22 protein-coding genes are annotated in these 15,060 nt (G+C 67.2%); all 22 read right to left on the bottom strand.

Going from position 1 to position 15,060, the window contains the following annotated elements:
* Positions 1-172: 172 nt before the first annotated feature.
* Positions 173-1,426, bottom strand: a complete 1,254-nt coding sequence (locus tag OH802_RS09205; RefSeq protein ID WP_406027164.1) for a styrene monooxygenase/indole monooxygenase family protein — start codon at positions 1,424-1,426, stop codon at positions 173-175.
* 33 nt (positions 1,427-1,459) lie between these two features.
* The gene (locus tag OH802_RS09200) at positions 1,460-1,993 is read right to left on the bottom strand and encodes a GTP-binding protein (protein ID WP_406029267.1); all 534 of its coding nucleotides are present in this window, start codon (positions 1,991-1,993) and stop codon (positions 1,460-1,462) included.
* A 34-nt stretch (positions 1,994-2,027) separates the two neighbouring features.
* Positions 2,028-2,372 (bottom strand): DUF742 domain-containing protein, encoded by a 345-nt coding sequence (locus OH802_RS09195; protein ID WP_406027162.1) that lies wholly within the window; start codon positions 2,370-2,372, stop codon positions 2,028-2,030.
* The gene (locus OH802_RS09190; RefSeq protein WP_091052410.1) at positions 2,369-2,818 is read right to left on the bottom strand and encodes a roadblock/LC7 domain-containing protein; all 450 of its coding nucleotides are present in this window, start codon (positions 2,816-2,818) and stop codon (positions 2,369-2,371) included. The genes OH802_RS09195 and OH802_RS09190 overlap by 4 nt, the downstream gene beginning before the upstream one ends.
* 29 nt (positions 2,819-2,847) lie before the next feature.
* Positions 2,848-4,122: an ATP-binding protein gene (locus OH802_RS09185; protein WP_406027159.1), complete on the bottom strand. Its 1,275-nt coding sequence runs from the start codon at positions 4,120-4,122 to the stop codon at positions 2,848-2,850.
* Between the two features lie 326 nt (positions 4,123-4,448).
* Positions 4,449-5,486 (bottom strand): LLM class flavin-dependent oxidoreductase, encoded by a 1,038-nt coding sequence (locus OH802_RS09180; protein ID WP_406027157.1) that lies wholly within the window; start codon positions 5,484-5,486, stop codon positions 4,449-4,451.
* Positions 5,487-5,516: 30 nt separating this feature from the next.
* Positions 5,517-6,701 carry an enterochelin esterase domain-containing protein gene (locus OH802_RS09175; RefSeq protein WP_406027155.1) on the bottom strand — a complete coding sequence of 395 codons (1,185 nt, stop codon included), beginning with the start codon at positions 6,699-6,701 and terminating at the stop codon, positions 5,517-5,519.
* A 171-nt stretch (positions 6,702-6,872) separates the two neighbouring features.
* Positions 6,873-7,484, bottom strand: coding sequence for a 4'-phosphopantetheinyl transferase family protein (locus OH802_RS09170; RefSeq protein WP_406027153.1), 612 nt, complete (start codon positions 7,482-7,484; stop codon positions 6,873-6,875).
* A 7-nt stretch (positions 7,485-7,491) separates the two neighbouring features.
* Complete coding sequence (gene map / locus OH802_RS09165) at positions 7,492-8,256, bottom strand: type I methionyl aminopeptidase (RefSeq protein WP_406029265.1); 765 nt, start codon at positions 8,254-8,256, stop codon at positions 7,492-7,494.
* Positions 8,257-8,337: 81 nt separating this feature from the next.
* Complete coding sequence (locus OH802_RS09160; protein WP_406027151.1) at positions 8,338-8,913, bottom strand: adenylate kinase; 576 nt, start codon at positions 8,911-8,913, stop codon at positions 8,338-8,340.
* A complete protein-coding gene (gene secY / locus OH802_RS09155; protein ID WP_406027149.1) occupies positions 8,910-10,220 on the bottom strand; it encodes a preprotein translocase subunit SecY in 1,311 nt (436 codons plus the stop codon). The genes OH802_RS09160 and secY overlap by 4 nt, the downstream gene beginning before the upstream one ends.
* 183 nt (positions 10,221-10,403) lie before the next feature.
* A complete protein-coding gene (gene rplO, locus OH802_RS09150) occupies positions 10,404-10,844 on the bottom strand; it encodes a 50S ribosomal protein L15 (protein WP_091052397.1) in 441 nt (146 codons plus the stop codon).
* A 1-nt stretch (position 10,845) separates the two neighbouring features.
* The gene (gene rpmD / locus OH802_RS09145) at positions 10,846-11,028 is read right to left on the bottom strand and encodes a 50S ribosomal protein L30 (RefSeq protein ID WP_008361029.1); all 183 of its coding nucleotides are present in this window, start codon (positions 11,026-11,028) and stop codon (positions 10,846-10,848) included.
* The gene (gene rpsE, locus OH802_RS09140) at positions 11,028-11,639 is read right to left on the bottom strand and encodes a 30S ribosomal protein S5 (protein WP_160027014.1); all 612 of its coding nucleotides are present in this window, start codon (positions 11,637-11,639) and stop codon (positions 11,028-11,030) included. Before rpsE ends, rpmD begins: the two co-directional genes overlap by 1 nt.
* A gap of 34 nt (positions 11,640-11,673) precedes the next feature.
* Positions 11,674-12,057: a 50S ribosomal protein L18 gene (gene rplR / locus OH802_RS09135; RefSeq protein ID WP_008361025.1), complete on the bottom strand. Its 384-nt coding sequence runs from the start codon at positions 12,055-12,057 to the stop codon at positions 11,674-11,676.
* A complete protein-coding gene (rplF, locus tag OH802_RS09130; RefSeq protein ID WP_406027146.1) occupies positions 12,057-12,611 on the bottom strand; it encodes a 50S ribosomal protein L6 in 555 nt (184 codons plus the stop codon). Before rplF ends, rplR begins: the two co-directional genes overlap by 1 nt.
* A 22-nt stretch (positions 12,612-12,633) precedes the next feature.
* A complete protein-coding gene (gene rpsH / locus OH802_RS09125; protein ID WP_040755997.1) occupies positions 12,634-13,041 on the bottom strand; it encodes a 30S ribosomal protein S8 in 408 nt (135 codons plus the stop codon).
* Between the two features lie 86 nt (positions 13,042-13,127).
* Positions 13,128-13,313 carry a type Z 30S ribosomal protein S14 gene (locus OH802_RS09120; RefSeq protein WP_017932844.1) on the bottom strand — a complete coding sequence of 62 codons (186 nt, stop codon included), beginning with the start codon at positions 13,311-13,313 and terminating at the stop codon, positions 13,128-13,130.
* A 1-nt stretch (position 13,314) separates the two neighbouring features.
* Positions 13,315-13,875, bottom strand: a complete 561-nt coding sequence (rplE, locus tag OH802_RS09115) for a 50S ribosomal protein L5 (RefSeq protein WP_091052391.1) — start codon at positions 13,873-13,875, stop codon at positions 13,315-13,317.
* A 2-nt stretch (positions 13,876-13,877) separates the two neighbouring features.
* Positions 13,878-14,237, bottom strand: a complete 360-nt coding sequence (gene rplX / locus OH802_RS09110; protein ID WP_091052390.1) for a 50S ribosomal protein L24 — start codon at positions 14,235-14,237, stop codon at positions 13,878-13,880.
* Positions 14,237-14,605, bottom strand: a complete 369-nt coding sequence (gene rplN, locus OH802_RS09105; protein WP_008361015.1) for a 50S ribosomal protein L14 — start codon at positions 14,603-14,605, stop codon at positions 14,237-14,239. The genes rplX and rplN overlap by 1 nt, the downstream gene beginning before the upstream one ends.
* Positions 14,606-14,777: 172 nt before the next feature.
* Positions 14,778-15,059 carry a 30S ribosomal protein S17 gene (gene rpsQ, locus OH802_RS09100; protein WP_336734596.1) on the bottom strand — a complete coding sequence of 94 codons (282 nt, stop codon included), beginning with the start codon at positions 15,057-15,059 and terminating at the stop codon, positions 14,778-14,780.
* Position 15,060 lies beyond the last annotated feature (1 nt).

The raw sequence follows: 15,060 nt of genomic DNA, 5'->3' as shown, positions 1-15,060 counted from the left end.
GCGGTCCGGGAACCTCTCCGAAAACTCGGAGTGGACCTCGTGAAGCCATCTGCATGTCTCACCCGCGAGCGCACAGAAGCGCGCTGACCGGGCAGCCGCGAGGCACGACGAGACAGACCCACGTTGGACCGACTACCAAGCCTAGCCCCCTAGAACAGCAATGCCCTAATCGTCAAGCCCGGGTGGCCGCGTCCGCCTGAGCGGCCTCAGCTACGTACGCGAGCGCCGCCTCCGGGTCGCCGAGGAACGGTCCGAGGTCCTCGGGGTGCGGGAACAGCCGGGTGAACCGGTCCGCCACGGCCTGGTGCTGCGTGGCCGCGCCGAGCACCTGCTGCACGTGGTCGGGAAGCGGGTTGAGCAGCGCGTCGGTCAGGCCGGTCGAGTGCTGGGCACGGGTCTCCCAGAAGGTCTCGAAGGTCGCCTGCATCCATTCGGGGTCGAAGGGCCGGTCACCGCGATCCAGGATCGCCTGGGTGTAGATCCCAGCACAGTGGGCGGCGTTGTTGGAGCCCTGCCCCGCGATCGGGTCGTTGACCACGACGACATCGCCCATGCCGAAGACGAAGGTGCCGTCCGCGACCTCGGCGTACGGCTTGCGGATCGTGCCGGTGAAGGCGCCCGAGAGCGAGGCGCGGGCGTCGGTGGGCTCGCAGTCCAGCATCAGCTCGCCCTCCCACGGCATGTGCTCCAGCATCACGTGCTGCAGCCGGCGCAGGTGCTCGTCGGGGCGGGGGCGGTCCCAGAAGCAGTCGAACGGACCGTCGGGGATCGCCTCGACGAACGCGACCCGGCTCGGCCCGAACTGGGTCAGGGCGCTGATCACGAACAGCTCCCCCACCCCGGGCGCGACGTTGATCCGCATGCTCCCGGCCGGGAAGTCGTCGGGCTCGACCATGCCGTGGAGGTAGATCGCCGAGAGGGCGCGGCCGGGGGTGTCGTACTTGGAGCGGACCGGGTCGCGGTCGAACAGCTCGACGATCTCGCCCTTGCCTGCCGCGATCAGGGTCAGCTCGTACATCGAGGCCAGACCGGCCAGGTCGGAGGTCATCACCGGGTGGTAGATGATCCGGCCGCCCCGGTCCTCGAACAGCTCCAGCCAGGAGGACATCTTCAGGCGCTGGTCGATGGACATGGCGTACGGCTCCCAGGGGCCGTCGAACTTGAGCGCGCGGACCCCGGGCTCCGGGCTGACCGAGATGCCGACCGCGGGGATGCGGGGCGCCTCGTCCTCCCACAGGTTGAGGTCGTAGACGCGCTCGTACTGCAGCGCAGGGTCGAACATGACCTGCGTCGACATCGGCCAGCCGTCGCGCAGCTCATCGGGCGTACGCGCGGACATGACCGTCACCTCGTAGCCCTCGGCCTGGAGGCTGAGAGCGAGCTGCATGCCCGCCTGTCCGGCGCCGACGATCAGGATCTTGCGCAATGAAACTCCTTCGGAGTTGGGACGCCTCCGGGCTCAGGCGCGTGTGGGGGTGGTTTTCATCGTGTGCGACAGGCAGGCGACCAACGTCTTGGACGTCGACCTGCGGTCGCGGGCGTCCACGGTCACCAGTGGCGTCCGCTCGTCGAGGCAGAGCGCGTCGCGCACCTTCTCCAGGGAGTGGGTCAGCTTCCCGTCGAACAGGTTGACCGCCACGATGAACGGGACGTCGGTGTCGTTCTCGAAGTAGTTGACCGCCGGGAAGGACGCGTCGAGCTGGCGGGTGTCGACGAGCACGACGGCACCGCTGGCACCGCGGCACAGGTCGTCCCACATCGGCCAGAACCGGGGCTGGCCCGGGGTGCCGAACAGGTAGAGCAGCAGGTCGGGGGCGAGGGTGACCCGGCCGAAGTCCATCGCGACCGTGGTGGTCGTCTTGGCGCTCGAGTCCGAGAGCGGGTCCACCGACTCACCGGCCTGCGTCATCCACGCCTCGGTGTTGACCGGCGGGATCTCTGAGACCGAGGCGACCAGGGTCGACTTCCCGACGCCGAACCCGCCCGCGATCACGAGCTTTGCAGAGGTGACGGTCAGTGCCGGGCGGTCAGCCGAGCTCGGAAAGGCCATCGATAACTCTCTTCAACAGACGGTGGTCGAACGGGGAGTCGTAAGCCCCCTCATTGATCTGCAGGTGCTCGGTCGAGGCAAGGTCCTCGAGCAGCACGCGCGTCACCCCGAGCGAGATCCCGCAGTGTGCGGACAGCTCCGCGACCGACTGTGGCCCGAGGCGTACGCGGTCGTAGAGCCGGCGCGACTCGGGCGTCAGCTTGGCGGCCGCGCGCGCGTCGAAGTGCGCCGCCGAGACCAGCGTGTGCACGTACAACTGGTGGTTGGTCTTGGTGCGGCCTCCCGTCAGTACGTAAGGACGTACCCACGGGTTCTGACTCACGCCCGCTCTCCTGCCATCGAGCTGACCGTCATCTGGCGCAGCTCGTCGCGCATCTGGGGGGTGAGTACGTGGCCGACGGCGTCGACCATCTGGGCCATCTTGTGGGCGACGACGCCCAGGTTGGCACCGGCGCCGACGAGGACGGCGAAGCCCGCGAGGTCACCGATGCCCATGAAGAGGAAGTGTCCGGTGTGGAACTTCAGCATCACCTGGTCACAGCCGGGCTCGCCGACCTCGCGCGCGATGTTGTTGCCGAGACTGATCACTCCGGCCGTCATCGCGGCGAGCGGGTCGGCGACATTGGCGGACATGCCGCCGGCACCGATCAGCGGGAGTCCGTCGGAGGAGACGATGAGCGCATGGGTCACACCGGGGGTGGAGCTGGCGAAGTTGTCGATCAGCCAGCTGAATTCCTTGGGGTCGCGGGGGACGACCGGGCTTTCCATTACGAAAGGGTTCCTTTCACTGCTGGGTCTTAGCTACCAAGGGAGAACGCGTCGAGATCGTCGGCGAAGGAGTGCCGGGCCGCCGACTGATCCTCGGGCGAGGACTCTTCGGTCTGCGGTCCAACGGCTGCTTCGGGCACGGTCTGCTTGCTGCGCAGGCTGACCGGCTCCCGGCGCGGGAGCGCGCCTGACTCTACTGGGCCACTCTGCTCAGCGGGCACGGAGGCCTCGTTCGTCTCATCCGTCCCATCCGTCTCAGCGGGAAGCGGGAGCGGCGTCTTCATGGTGTCGGCGGAGATATCCGGCGACGGCTGCTCGATGGGCGGCGGCGCGAACTGGGCCGCCGGCTGCTGCACAGGCTGTTGCACCACGGGCTGTTGCCCGGTCTGTGGCGCAACCTGTTGCGCGGCCGGCGGCGTCGGCCGGCGCAACGGCTCGAGCGAGGACGGTCGCGTCTCCCGCCGCATGGGCTGGGCGGCCGGCGGCGGCACGGACTGAGGTCCTCGCCGCCGCGGGGCGGGAGGCAGCACCGCGACGCTGCTCGCGCTCGAGGCCCTCGGCAGCTCGGCCGGCTCGAGCGGGGTGACCGGCACCTCGCACAGGAGCTGGGCCGGCACCGTCACCATCGCGATCATCCCGTTGCCGGGCGCGGGGCGGGTGGCGAGGCGTACGTCGATGTCGTACTTGCGGGCGATCCGGTGCACCACCGGGAAGCCGGTGTGGCTCCCGGACTTGCTGACCAGCTCCACGATCGGGCCCGCGAGCAGCGCGTTCAGGCGGCCCACCGACCGCTCCGGGATGCCGATGCCGGTGTCCTCGATGCGGAACAGCACGTCGCCGGCGTCGGCCAGGTGGACGTTGACCGTCACCGCACCCGGGGAGTACTTGGTCGCGTTGTCCAGCAGTGCGGCGATCAGGCAGGAGACATCGTCGGCGGCGTAGCCGATGACGGCGAGGTCGCTCACCCGGCCGATCGTGACCTGGTTGTAGCGCTCGATGCCCGACAGCGCCATCCGGATGATGTCCAGCAGCGAGGTGTCGATGCCGCCCATCTCGTCCTCGGCACGGCCGGCGAGCGTACGCATGTCGCGGCTCGCGCGCCGCATGCGGGTGACGGCGTGGTCGACCTCATAGAGCTGCTTCAGACGGTCGGGGTCGTCCTCGTCGGCCTCGAGGCCGTCGAGCGAGATCCGCATCTGCTCGGCCAGGCTGATCAGGTGGAGCCCGAACTGCTCCATGATCTCGGGCCAGGCCTCGTCCTCTTCCACCTGTAGGGGTGGTGGCGTGGAGGAGATCTGTGGCATGGCGGGGTTCTGTGGCACCGGAGGAAAGGGCACGGCCTGACCCCCGGTCGGAGGGAATGAGCGAGCAAGACCCGGATCTGACTGCTCAGCGAGCGTCGCAGTCTGGGGCCCCCGGCGCTTCAACCAGCGCAGGCTCCAGCGTGTCATGAGGCGGCACTTTCAAATGTGGAGAAGGAAACAGAGCGGTGATCAGACTGGCACAACCGGTGCGCGAGCGCAGAGTTACGCACCCAGAAGCAGACAGTGTCCTAGGTCCCTCGTCCCAAGTGGCTCAGGCGCGCCGTCGCCTCCCGACGAGGTGGCCCGATCCTACGCGGCCGCCCAACTCAGCTGGCCAGCAGGCGCAGGGTCTCCTCACGGGCCGGCGCGGTGCGCGGGTCCGTCCCCTCGTACGCCGATCCGACCGGGTTCACCATGACCTCGTCCACGCCGTACTCCTCGGCCATCCCGGCCAGGCGCGCCTTCGCGTACGCAGCGGAGCCGATGATCCAACGGCCACGCATGGTGTCGACCAGCCCCTGGTGGGCTTCGGGGATCTCCGTCTTCTCGGCCTCGTCGATGCTGGGCTGCGCGGTCAGTGGCTGGCCGGTGCGCAGCTTCAGCATGGTCAGCAGCTGGGGCAGCGCCCGGCGGTCGGCCTCCTCGGAGGTCTCGGCCACGCTCGCGTTGACGGTCAGGAACGTCTTCGGCTCGCTGAGGAGCTCGGAGGGCTGGAAGGTCGAGCGGTAGAGCTCGATCATCGCCTTGGTGTCGGTGCCGTTGCCCGCGAAGTGGTGGGCGAAGACGTAGGGCAGGCCCTTCTCGGCGGCCAGACGCGCGGAGTAGTCGGAGGAGCCGAGCAGCCAGAGCTCGGCGACCGACGCGGCCGACGGGGTCGCGTGCAGGACGTGCTGGCGGCCGCCGGCCATCAGCCCGACGCCCTCAGGCGCCATCATCGCGACGATGTTGTCGAGGTACTCCGGGAAGCGGTTGACCGCGTCGTCGCTCACCCCACCGGCGCCGTGACGCAGTGCCCAGGAGGTCACCGGGTCGGTCCCCGGCGCGCGGCCGATGCCGAGGTCGATCCGCCCCGGGAACGCCGCCTCGAGCAGCGAGAACTGCTCGGCCACCACCAGCGGAGCGTGGTTGGGCAGCATCACTCCCCCGGACCCGACCCGGATCCGCTCGGTCGCACCTGCCACGAGTGAGATCAGCACCGGCGGGTTGGTCGACCCGACCGCGGGCATGTTGTGGTGCTCGGCGAGCCAGTAACGCTCGTACCCGAGCTCGTCGGCCACCTTCGCCAACGACAGCGTCGCGGCCAGGGCATCTGCGGAGGACTGGTCCTTGCGGACCGGGACGAGGTCGAGAACGCTCAGCTTCACGTGAAGTCTCAACCCGCCCCGGGGCGTCCCTTATTCCGGCGGCAGCAGCGCACGCAGGCCGTCGGCGATGGCCGAGCGCCACCAGGCGTAGTCGTGGCCACCGTTGTGCTCGGCGGACGTGACGTCGATCCCAGCAGCACGGAGACGGTCGACGAGGTCGTGGTGGAGCTCGTCGAGGACCCACTCCTGGGTGCCGTGCGCCAGGTGCACACGCGTCTTCGCCTCCGCCGTGACAGCGTCCGCGAGGTCGTCGAGCCACAGCGAGGCCGACTGGCTGGCGACCCCGTGGATGTGCTCGGGATAGGTCAGGCCGGCGCGCAGCGCGGTGACGCCGCCGAGGCTCTGGCCCACGACGTACGTCTCCTCGGAGACCGCGCGACGCTCGCGCACCCACGGCAGCAGCTGGTTGACGATGTAGTCGGCACCCTCGCCGCCGGCGAGCTCCTCCCACCGCTTGTCGCGGCCGCCGGAGGCGGGCAGGACGCAGCGTACGTGGCGGAGGTGGCCGTCGGCGATCAGGTTGTCGAGCGTGGTCGGCAGCGAGTGGTGGTCGGTCCAGATCTCACCGTCGAGGGCGACCACGAGCGGCAGGTCGACGTTGAGACCGGCGCCGGCGGGGTCGTAGAGCCACACGTCGCGGCCGTCGGGGCCCACTTCCAGCGTCACCGTGCCGGCGACGACGTCGTCGCGGCGGAACAGCCACGGCTGCAGCGGAGCATCGGGCAGGGAGACGACCGACTGCTTGACGCCCTGCCGGTTGTGGCACCAGTCGGGGTTGAGCGGGTCGAGGTAGCCGCGGTGCAGCACGGCACGCAGCTCGACCTGACCCTCGCTCTCCCACGGGGCCGGCTCGCCGGGGTGCTTGCACAGGAAGGAGTACGAGGCCCGCCAGTCGCCCTTCATCAGGAACGAGGCGTGCCACAGGTCGGTGCCTGCCTTCCGCTCGAGCATCGTCTCGGCGAGATGACGCTCGTCGGTCAGCCGATTGGCGAAGAGAAGCACCTCCTCGGCCTCGTCATCGCGCCAGCAGAAGGTGACGATCACCTCATGGTCCGCGGCGCCGGCGCCCGTCTCCTCGACAAGCGGGAGCGAGGTGGCGATCTGGTCCCAGAACATGTCGATGTCCTCAGGACTGAGGCGGTCGATGATCGCGCTCCGCGTCCGTGCTGATGGATTGGGTCGCGCCGCCGTGGGTGGTCGCAACTGCGTACTCATCCGGTTCTTCCTCCCGAGTACGGGGCTCTCTCTGTCCCCGCGGGCTGACCAAGTTACTCACAGTCGGGGCCTCACGCGAGATGCCGAGGTCCCTTTCTCTGTCAACTGATAGGTGATGTCGCATATCCGCTAGTCAAACGCGTCGGTGAGCGGGAATCGTTCAGTTTCCTATCAGTTTTCGGTCCACATGTCGGCACAGATCGCGACCGCGCCGAGGAATCCGGAGCCCTCCCACTGGGTGAGCCGGACCTCCCCGACCTGGCCCGCCGGGACGTCGCCGGCGAGGACGTCGAGGCGCTGCGCCGCAGCCATGCTTCCGTGGCCCGCCTTGACCAACGCCTCCTTGCGCACCCACAACCGGGTGAATGCGTACGCAGCGTCCTCCTGCCCCGCCACCCAGGCCGCCTCACGCGGCGAGAGCGCCCGGTCGGGCCCGCGCGAGACCTTCTCCACGTCGATGCCGCAGCGTCGGCCGGCCGCAACCGCGGCGACCTGGCCACGGGTGTGGCTGAGGCTCACCCGGACCGCTGCCGCACCGGCCACCGACGGGGCTCCGTGCTCGGTGCTGTCGCAGCGAGCGCAGCGCTGCTCGATCACGATCTCCTCGCGCGCGGTGCCCAGCAGATCAGCGGCGCACTCGCGGACGAGGACGTGCGCGGCGGCGTACGCCTGCTTGTCGGCATCGGCGACCAGCCGCTCGTGACGCGCCCGCTCCGCGGTGGAGAGCAGCCCGAGATCGACGTCGATCTCGGCCACTGCCGCGAAGCGCACGATCTCGGTCATGCGAGGCTCAGTGACCGCCCCAGGGCACTCCGAGCTTGCCGAGCATCTCCTCGCCGCCGTCGAGCGCGGTGAGCACCCAGGCGCCGTCGGAGGTGAGCGCGAAGGTGTGCTCGAAGTGGGCCGCCCAGGAGCCGTCGTCGGTCACGACGGTCCAGTCGTCCTCCAGGGTGGTGACCTCGGGGCCACCGAGGGTGAGCATCGGCTCGACGGCGAGCGCGATGCCGCGCTGCAGCTTCGGCCCCTTGCCGGGCTTGCCGTAGTTGAACACCGACGGCTCCATGTGCATCTCGGTGCCGATGCCGTGACCGCTGAAGTCCTCGAGGATGCCGTAGTCGCCCTGGGAGTCGACGTAGGTCTCGATGGCGTGCGAGATGTCGGTGACGCGTCCGCCGAGGCGGGCAGCGGCGATGCCGTGCCACATGGACTCCTCGGTGACGCGCATCAGCTCGGAGACCTTCTCAGGCACCGAGCCCATGGGCACCGTGATCGCGGCGTCGCCGTGCCAGCCATCGACGATGGCGCCGCAGTCGATGGAGATGATGTCGCCCTCGGCGAGCACCCGTGAGCCGGGGATGCCGTGGACCACGACCTCGTCGACCGAGGCACAGATCGAGCCCGGGAAGCCGTGGTAGCCCTTGAACGACGGGACGCCACCCCGGGACCGGATGGAGTCCTCGGCGATGGCGTCGAGCTCGAGAAGGGTGACTCCGGGCCGCGCGGCGGCCCGGAGCACCTCGAGCGTCTCGCCGACCACGAGGCCGGCCTTACGCATCTTCTCGATCTGCTCAGGGGTCTTGATCTGGACCTTGCTCAAGAAGCCCACTGCTCCCCCGTTGCGTACAAGATGTTTGTCTCAGGACTCAGGGACGATGTCGAGCTCGTCGAAGATCCGCTTGGTGACGTCCGCGACCTCACCCAAGCCGTCGATCTCGTGGACCAGGCCGCGACCCTTGTAGACCTCGATCAGCGGCGCGGTCTCCTCGAGGTAGACCTCCTGGCGACGACGGATCACCTCAGCGGTGTCGTCGGCGCGACCCTCGAGCTCGGCACGCTGCAGCAGACGCTGCACGATCTCGTCCTTGTCGACCGTCAGCACGACCACCGCGTCGAGCGCGTGACCGGTGTACTTGATCATCCCGTCGAGCTCCTCCACCTGCGCGAGCGTGCGCGGGTAGCCGTCGAGAAGGAACCCGTCGGCGGCGTCGTCCTGGTCGATGCGGTCGCGCACCATCAGGTTCGTGACCGAGTCCGGGACGTACTCTCCCTTGTCTACGTAGGACTTCGCCTCGATGCCGAGGGGCGTGCCCTCGCTCATGTTGGCGCGGAAGATGTCGCCGGTCGAGATCGCCGGGATCCCGAAGTGCTCGGCAATGAACTTCGCCTGAGTGCCCTTGCCGGCTCCCGGCGGGCCCATGATGATCAGTCTCATCGGAGGAACCCCTCATAGTTGCGCTGCTGGAGCTGGCTCTCGATCTGCTTCACCGTGTCGAGGGCGACGCCGACCATGATGAGGATCGAGGTGCCGCCGAACGGGAAGTTCTGGTTGGCGCCGATGAGCGCCAACGCGATCAGCGGGATGAGCGCAACCAGACCGAGGTAGAGCGAGCCCGGCAGTGTGATACGGGACAGAACGTAGGACAGGTAGTCCTCGGTCGGCTTCCCGGCCCGAATTCCTGGAATGAAGCCGCCGTACTTCTTCATGTTGTCGGCGACCTCCGGCGGGTTGAAGGTGATCGACACGTAGAAGTAGGTGAAGAAGATGATCAGCGCGAAGTACGTCGCCATGTAGATCGGGTGGTCGCCCCGGACGAAGTAGTTGTTGATCCAGTCGACCCACACCGGCGGGTTCTGCGCGTTCTGGTTGAACTGCGCCGCCATCGCCGGCAGGTAGAGCAGCGACGAGGCGAAGATGACCGGGATGACACCGGCCTGGTTCACCTTGAGCGGGATGTAGGTCGAGGAGCCGCCGAACATCTTGCGACCGACCATGCGGCGCGCGTACTGGACCGGGATCCGGCGCTGGGCCTGCTCGATGAAGATGACCGCCGCCATGATCGCCAGACCGATGACGATCACGATCGCGAACGTCCACCAGCCCTTGTCGTTCTTGACCGCCCACATGGTGGCCGGGAAGGTGGCGACGACCTGGGTGAAGATGAGGATCGACATACCGTTGCCGATGCCGCGCTCGGTGATGAGCTCACCGAGCCACATGATGACCGCGGTGCCGGCGGTCATGGTGATGACCATGACCAGGAAGGTGGCGGTGCCGTCGTCGTGCAGCAGCGGCTGGGTGCAGCCCTGGAGCAGGTCGCCGGAACGGGCCAGCGCGACGATGCCGGTGGCCTGCAGGACCGCGAGACCGAGGGTCAGGTAACGGGTGTACTGCGTGATCTTCGTCTGCCCCGCCTGGCCCTCCTTCTTGAGGCGCTCGAGGCGAGGGATCACCACGACGAGAAGCTGCAGGATGATGCTCGCGGTGATGTACGGCATGATGCCGAGCGCGAAGATCGTCAACTGCAGCAGTGCGCCACCGGAGAAGAGATTGACCAGGTTGTAGAGGCCGGCGCTGTCACCGGTCTGAGCCGCGTCAAGACACTGCTGGACGTTCGCGACGTGAACGCCAGGAGCCGGGATCTGGGACCCAGCCCTGAAGATCACGACGATGAAGAGAACGAAGAGCAGCTTCTTGCGCAGGTCCGGAGTACGGAACGCTGATGCGAACGCGCCAAGCACGAATGGTTCCTCTTTCGACAATCAGGGGTCGCAGGGCCTGCGCCGATGCGAAAACCCGTGGCAGCCTAACAGCCCCCACGGCAGTTCTTGCACGTAGGGCTGAAACAGCGGGAGCGCGGTCGGGACCCCGAAGGGGCGACCCGGCCGCGCTCCCACGTGACAGGCTCTACGTTAGTAGAACTGTCAGAGAACCGTGACAGTTCCGCCAGCGGCCTCGATCTTCTCCTTGGCAGTGCCGGAGAAGGCGTTGGCGCTGATCTCGACCTTGACGGTCAGGTCACCCTGGCCCAGGACCTTGACCGGGTGGCCCTTGCGGACGGCACCCTTCTCGATCAGGGTCTCGGGGGTGACGACGCCACCCTCGGGGAAAAGCTCGTTGAGCTTGTCGAGGTTGACGACCTGGAACTCCACCTTGAAGGGGTTCTTGAAACCCTTCAGCTTGGGGAGTCGCATGTGCATCGGGGTCTGGCCACCCTCGAAGTAAGCGGGGACCTGGTAACGGGCCTTCGTGCCCTTGGTACCACGGCCGGCCGTCTTACCCTTGGACGCCTCACCACGACCCACACGGGTCTTGGCCTTCTTGGCACCGGGAGCCGGCGCCAGGTTGTGCACCTTGAGTGCCATATCAGTCGACCTCCTCGACCGTCACCAGGTGACGGACGGTCTGGACCATGCCGCGGATCTCCGGGCGGTCCTCCTTGACGACCACGTCGCCGATCCGCTTGAGACCGAGCGTACGCAGGGTGTCTCGCTGGTTCTGCTTGAGACCAACGAGGCCCTTCTTCTGCTGGACCTTCAGCTGCGCCATCAGGCCGACACCTCCACGGCGGGAGCCGTAGCCTCGGCCTGCGCCTTGAGCAGCGCGTCGGGGGCGACGTCCTCAACGGGGAGACCACGGCGGGCGGCGACAGCCTCAGGCGTCTCGAGCATCCTGAGGGCCTCCACCGTCGCGTGGACGATGTTGATCTGGTTGGACGAACCGAGCGACTTGCTCAGCACGTCGTGGATGCCGGCGCACTCCAGGACGGCGCGCACCGGACCACCGGCGATGACACCGGTACCAGGGGCGGCCGGACGAAGAAGGACCACACCAGCGGCCTTCTCACCCTGCACCGGGTGCGGGATCGTGCCCTGGATGCGGGGAACGCGGAAGAAGTGCTTCTTCGCTTCCTCGACACCCTTGGCGATCGCCGCGGGAACTTCCTTCGCCTTACCGTAGCCGACGCCGACCAGACCTTCACCGTCACCGACGATCACAAGGGCGGTGAAGCTGAAGCGACGACCACCCTTCACGACCTTGGCAACTCGGTTGATCGCGACGACCTTCTCGATGTAGGCGGTCTTGTCGGCGCTCTGGTTGCGACGGTCGTCGCGACCTCGGCGCTCGCCACCACGCTGTCCGCGCTGGGCTCCGCTCATCAGACTTTCCTCTTCTCTCGTTCGATCGTTGCGATCAGAAGGTCAGACCGGCCTCGCGCGCGCCATCGGCGAGCGCGGCGACACGGCCGTGGTACTTGTTGCCGGCACGGTCGAAGACGACGGTCTCCACCCCAGCGGCCTTGGCACGCGACGCAACCAGCTCGCCGACCTGCTTGGCCTTGGCGGTCTTGTCACCGGAGGCCGACCGCAGGTCGCCCTCGATGGTCGAAGCCGAGGCAAGCGTCTTGCCGGCCAGGTCGTCGACGACCTGGGCGGTGATGTGCTTGGCCGACCGGGTCACGACGAGGCGCGGGCGCTCCGGCGTACCCTCGATCTTCTTGCGACCGCGGGCCTGACGACGCAGGCGCGAGCGGACACGGGAAGCGGTGTGCTTGTTGTTCGACAGCGAGATGGCCATCACTTACCAGCCTTTCCGACCTTGCGGCGGATGTTCTCGCCGGCGTAACGAACGCCCTTGCCCTTGTAGGGCTCCGGCTTGCGCAGCTTGCGAATGTTGGCCGCAACCTCACCGACGAGCTGCTTGTCGATGCCGACGACACCGAGCTTGGTCGGACCGTCGGTGGTGAAGGTGATGCCCTCGGGCGCGTCGAAGACGATCGAGTGGGAGTAACCCAGCTGGAACTCCAGCTTGGTCGGGCCCTTCGACAGCACGCGGTAACCCACGCCGACGATCTCGAGCTTCTTCTCGTAGCCCTCGGTGACACCCAGGACCATGTTGTTGATCAGCGTGCGGGACAGGCCGTGGAGGGCCTTGTTGTCCCGGCTGTCGTCGGGGCGCTTGACGTCGAGGACGCCATGGCCCTCATCGTCCTGGCCCTTCTCGACGGTGATCGGCTCGGCCACGGTGTGCGCCAGGGAGCCCTTGGGGCCCTTGACGCTCACGACCTGGCCGTCGATGGTGACGTCCACGCCGGCCGGAACCGGGACGGGGAGCTTGCCAATACGCGACATTTCTCTTCTCTCCCTTCCCTGGTTACCAGACGTAGGCGAGGACTTCCCCACCTACGCCCTTCTTGTTCGCCTGGCGGTCGGTCAGCAGACCCTGGCTCGTCGAGATGATCGCGACGCCGAGGCCGCCGAGCACCTTCGGGAGACCGGTGTGCTTCGCGTAGACACGCAGACCGGGCTTGCTGATGCGGCGTACGCCGGCAATCGAGCGCTCACGGTTGCGGCCGTACTTGAGGGTGATCGACAGGGTCTTGCCGACCTGGCCCTCGGTGGGCTCCAGCACCTCGTACTTGGTGATGTAGCCCTCCTGCTGGAGGATCTCAGCGACGCCCTGCTTCAGCTTGCTGTACGGCATCGAAACCGCATCGTGGTACGCCTGGTTGGCGTTACGCAGACGAGTGAGCATGTCTGCGATCGGGTCAGTCATCGTCATTGGCCGAACGGCCCTTTCTCGTAGTGGTTTCCTCACGACACAAAGTCATGAGGACCTTCAACGTCAGTGGTTGGAACGGTGATCGCTCACCAGGAGGACTTGGTGACGCCGGGCAGCTCGCCCCGGTGGGCCATCTCGCGCAGGCAGATACGGCACAGGCCGAACTTGCGGAACACAGCCTTCGGGCGGCCGCAGCGCTGGCAGCGGGTGTAACCGCGAACCGCAAACTTCGGCTTGCGGGCGGCCTTCACCTTGAGAGCGGTCTTCGCCATCTCAGTTCTCCTTGAACGGGAAGCCGAGCGCCTTGAGCAGCGCGCGACCCTGGTCGTCGTTGGTGGCAGTCGTCACGAGGGTGATGTCCATGCCCCGCGAGCGGTCGATCTTGTCCTGGTTGATCTCGTGGAACATGACCTGCTCGGTGAGACCGAAGGTGTAGTTGCCGTTGCCGTCGAACTGCTTGCCGTTGAGACCGCGGAAGTCCCTGATGCGGGGCAGCGCGAGCGAGAGCAGGCGGTCGAGGAACTCCCACATGCGGTCGCCGCGCAGCGTGACGTGCGCACCGATCGGCATGCCCTCACGCAGCTTGAACTGCGCGATGGACTTCTTCGCCTTGTTGATCAGCGGCTTCTGGCCGGTGATCGCGGTCAGGTCGTTGACAGCGCCCTCGATCAGCTTGGAGTCGCGAGCAGCCTCGCCCACACCCATGTTGACGACGATCTTGGTCAGACCGGGGATCTGCATGACATTCGGGATCTCGAACTCGGCCTGCAGGGCCGGGGCGATCTCCTCGCGGTACTTCGTCTTGAGGCGCGGGGCCACAGCGGTGTCGGTCATGATCAGATGTCCTTACCGGTCTTGCGCGAGATGCGAACGCTGCGCTCGGCGGCGTACGTCGACCCGTCGGGGCGACGCTTCTGGACCGTCTCACGGCGGTAGCCGACGCGAACCGGCTCGCCACCCTCGAGCAGCTGGACGTTGGAAACGTGGATCGGGGCCTCGGTGTTCACGATGCCGCCGGTGGTGCCGGCGCGGCCGCCCTGGTCCTGGACCTTGGTGTGCTTCTTGACGAGGTTGATGCCCTCGACGATCACACGGTCCTCCTGGGTGAGGACAGCGATCACCTTGCCGGAGCCGCCCTTGTCCTTACCAGCGATCACCTTGACGGTGTCGCCCTTCTTGATGTGCGAGCGACCCATCACAGCACCTCCGGCGCAAGCGAGATGATCTTCATGAACTTCTTGTCGCGCAGCTCGCGGCCGACCGGGCCGAAGATGCGGGTGCCTCGCGGCTCGCCGTCGTTCTTGAGAATGACGGCGGCGTTCTCGTCGAAGCGGATGTACGAGCCGTCAGCGCGGCGGCGCTCCTTGACGGTGCGCACGATGACGGCCTTGACGACGTCACCCTTCTTCACGTTGCCACCGGGGATAGCGTCCTTGACGGTGGCGACGATGGTGTCGCCGATGCCGGCGTAGCGACGACCGGAACCACCGAGCACACGAATGCAAAGGATCTCCTTCGCACCAGTGTTGTCGGCGACCTTGAGTCGCGACTCCTGCTGGATCATTACTTCTCCTTGTCGAGCTGGTTCTCAACCGCATCCAGGGCGGTCGAGCCTTGCCGAACGTAATGGGATTTGATGGGCACAGGCCCAGCGAACAATGGTCGCTGGACCTGCGCCCTTTGGTCAATTTGGCGGCGTTTGTCGCCAGCCGGATCCGTCTCTTACGAGACGAGGATCACTTGGCGCGCTCGACGACCTCGACGAGGCGCCACCGCTTGGTGGCGGACAGCGGCCGGGTCTCCATGACCAGGACGCGGTCGCCGATGCCGGCGGTGTTCTGCTCGTCGTGAGCCTTGAGCTTGCTGCTACGGCGCATGACCTTGCCGTAGAGCGGGTGCTTCACGCGGTCCTCGACCTCGACGACGATGGTCTTGTCCATCTTGTCGCTGACGACGAGGCCCTCGCGCACCTTGCGCGTGTTGCGCTCGGTGGTGTCCTGGGTGGACTCGGTAGCCATC

The organism is Nocardioides sp. NBC_00850, assembly GCF_045207335.1.
Lineage (GTDB): Bacteria > Actinomycetota > Actinomycetes > Propionibacteriales > Nocardioidaceae > Nocardioides.
The sequence above is the reverse complement of the archived record's forward strand: the minus strand, read 5'-3'. Positions and strand labels throughout refer to the sequence as shown.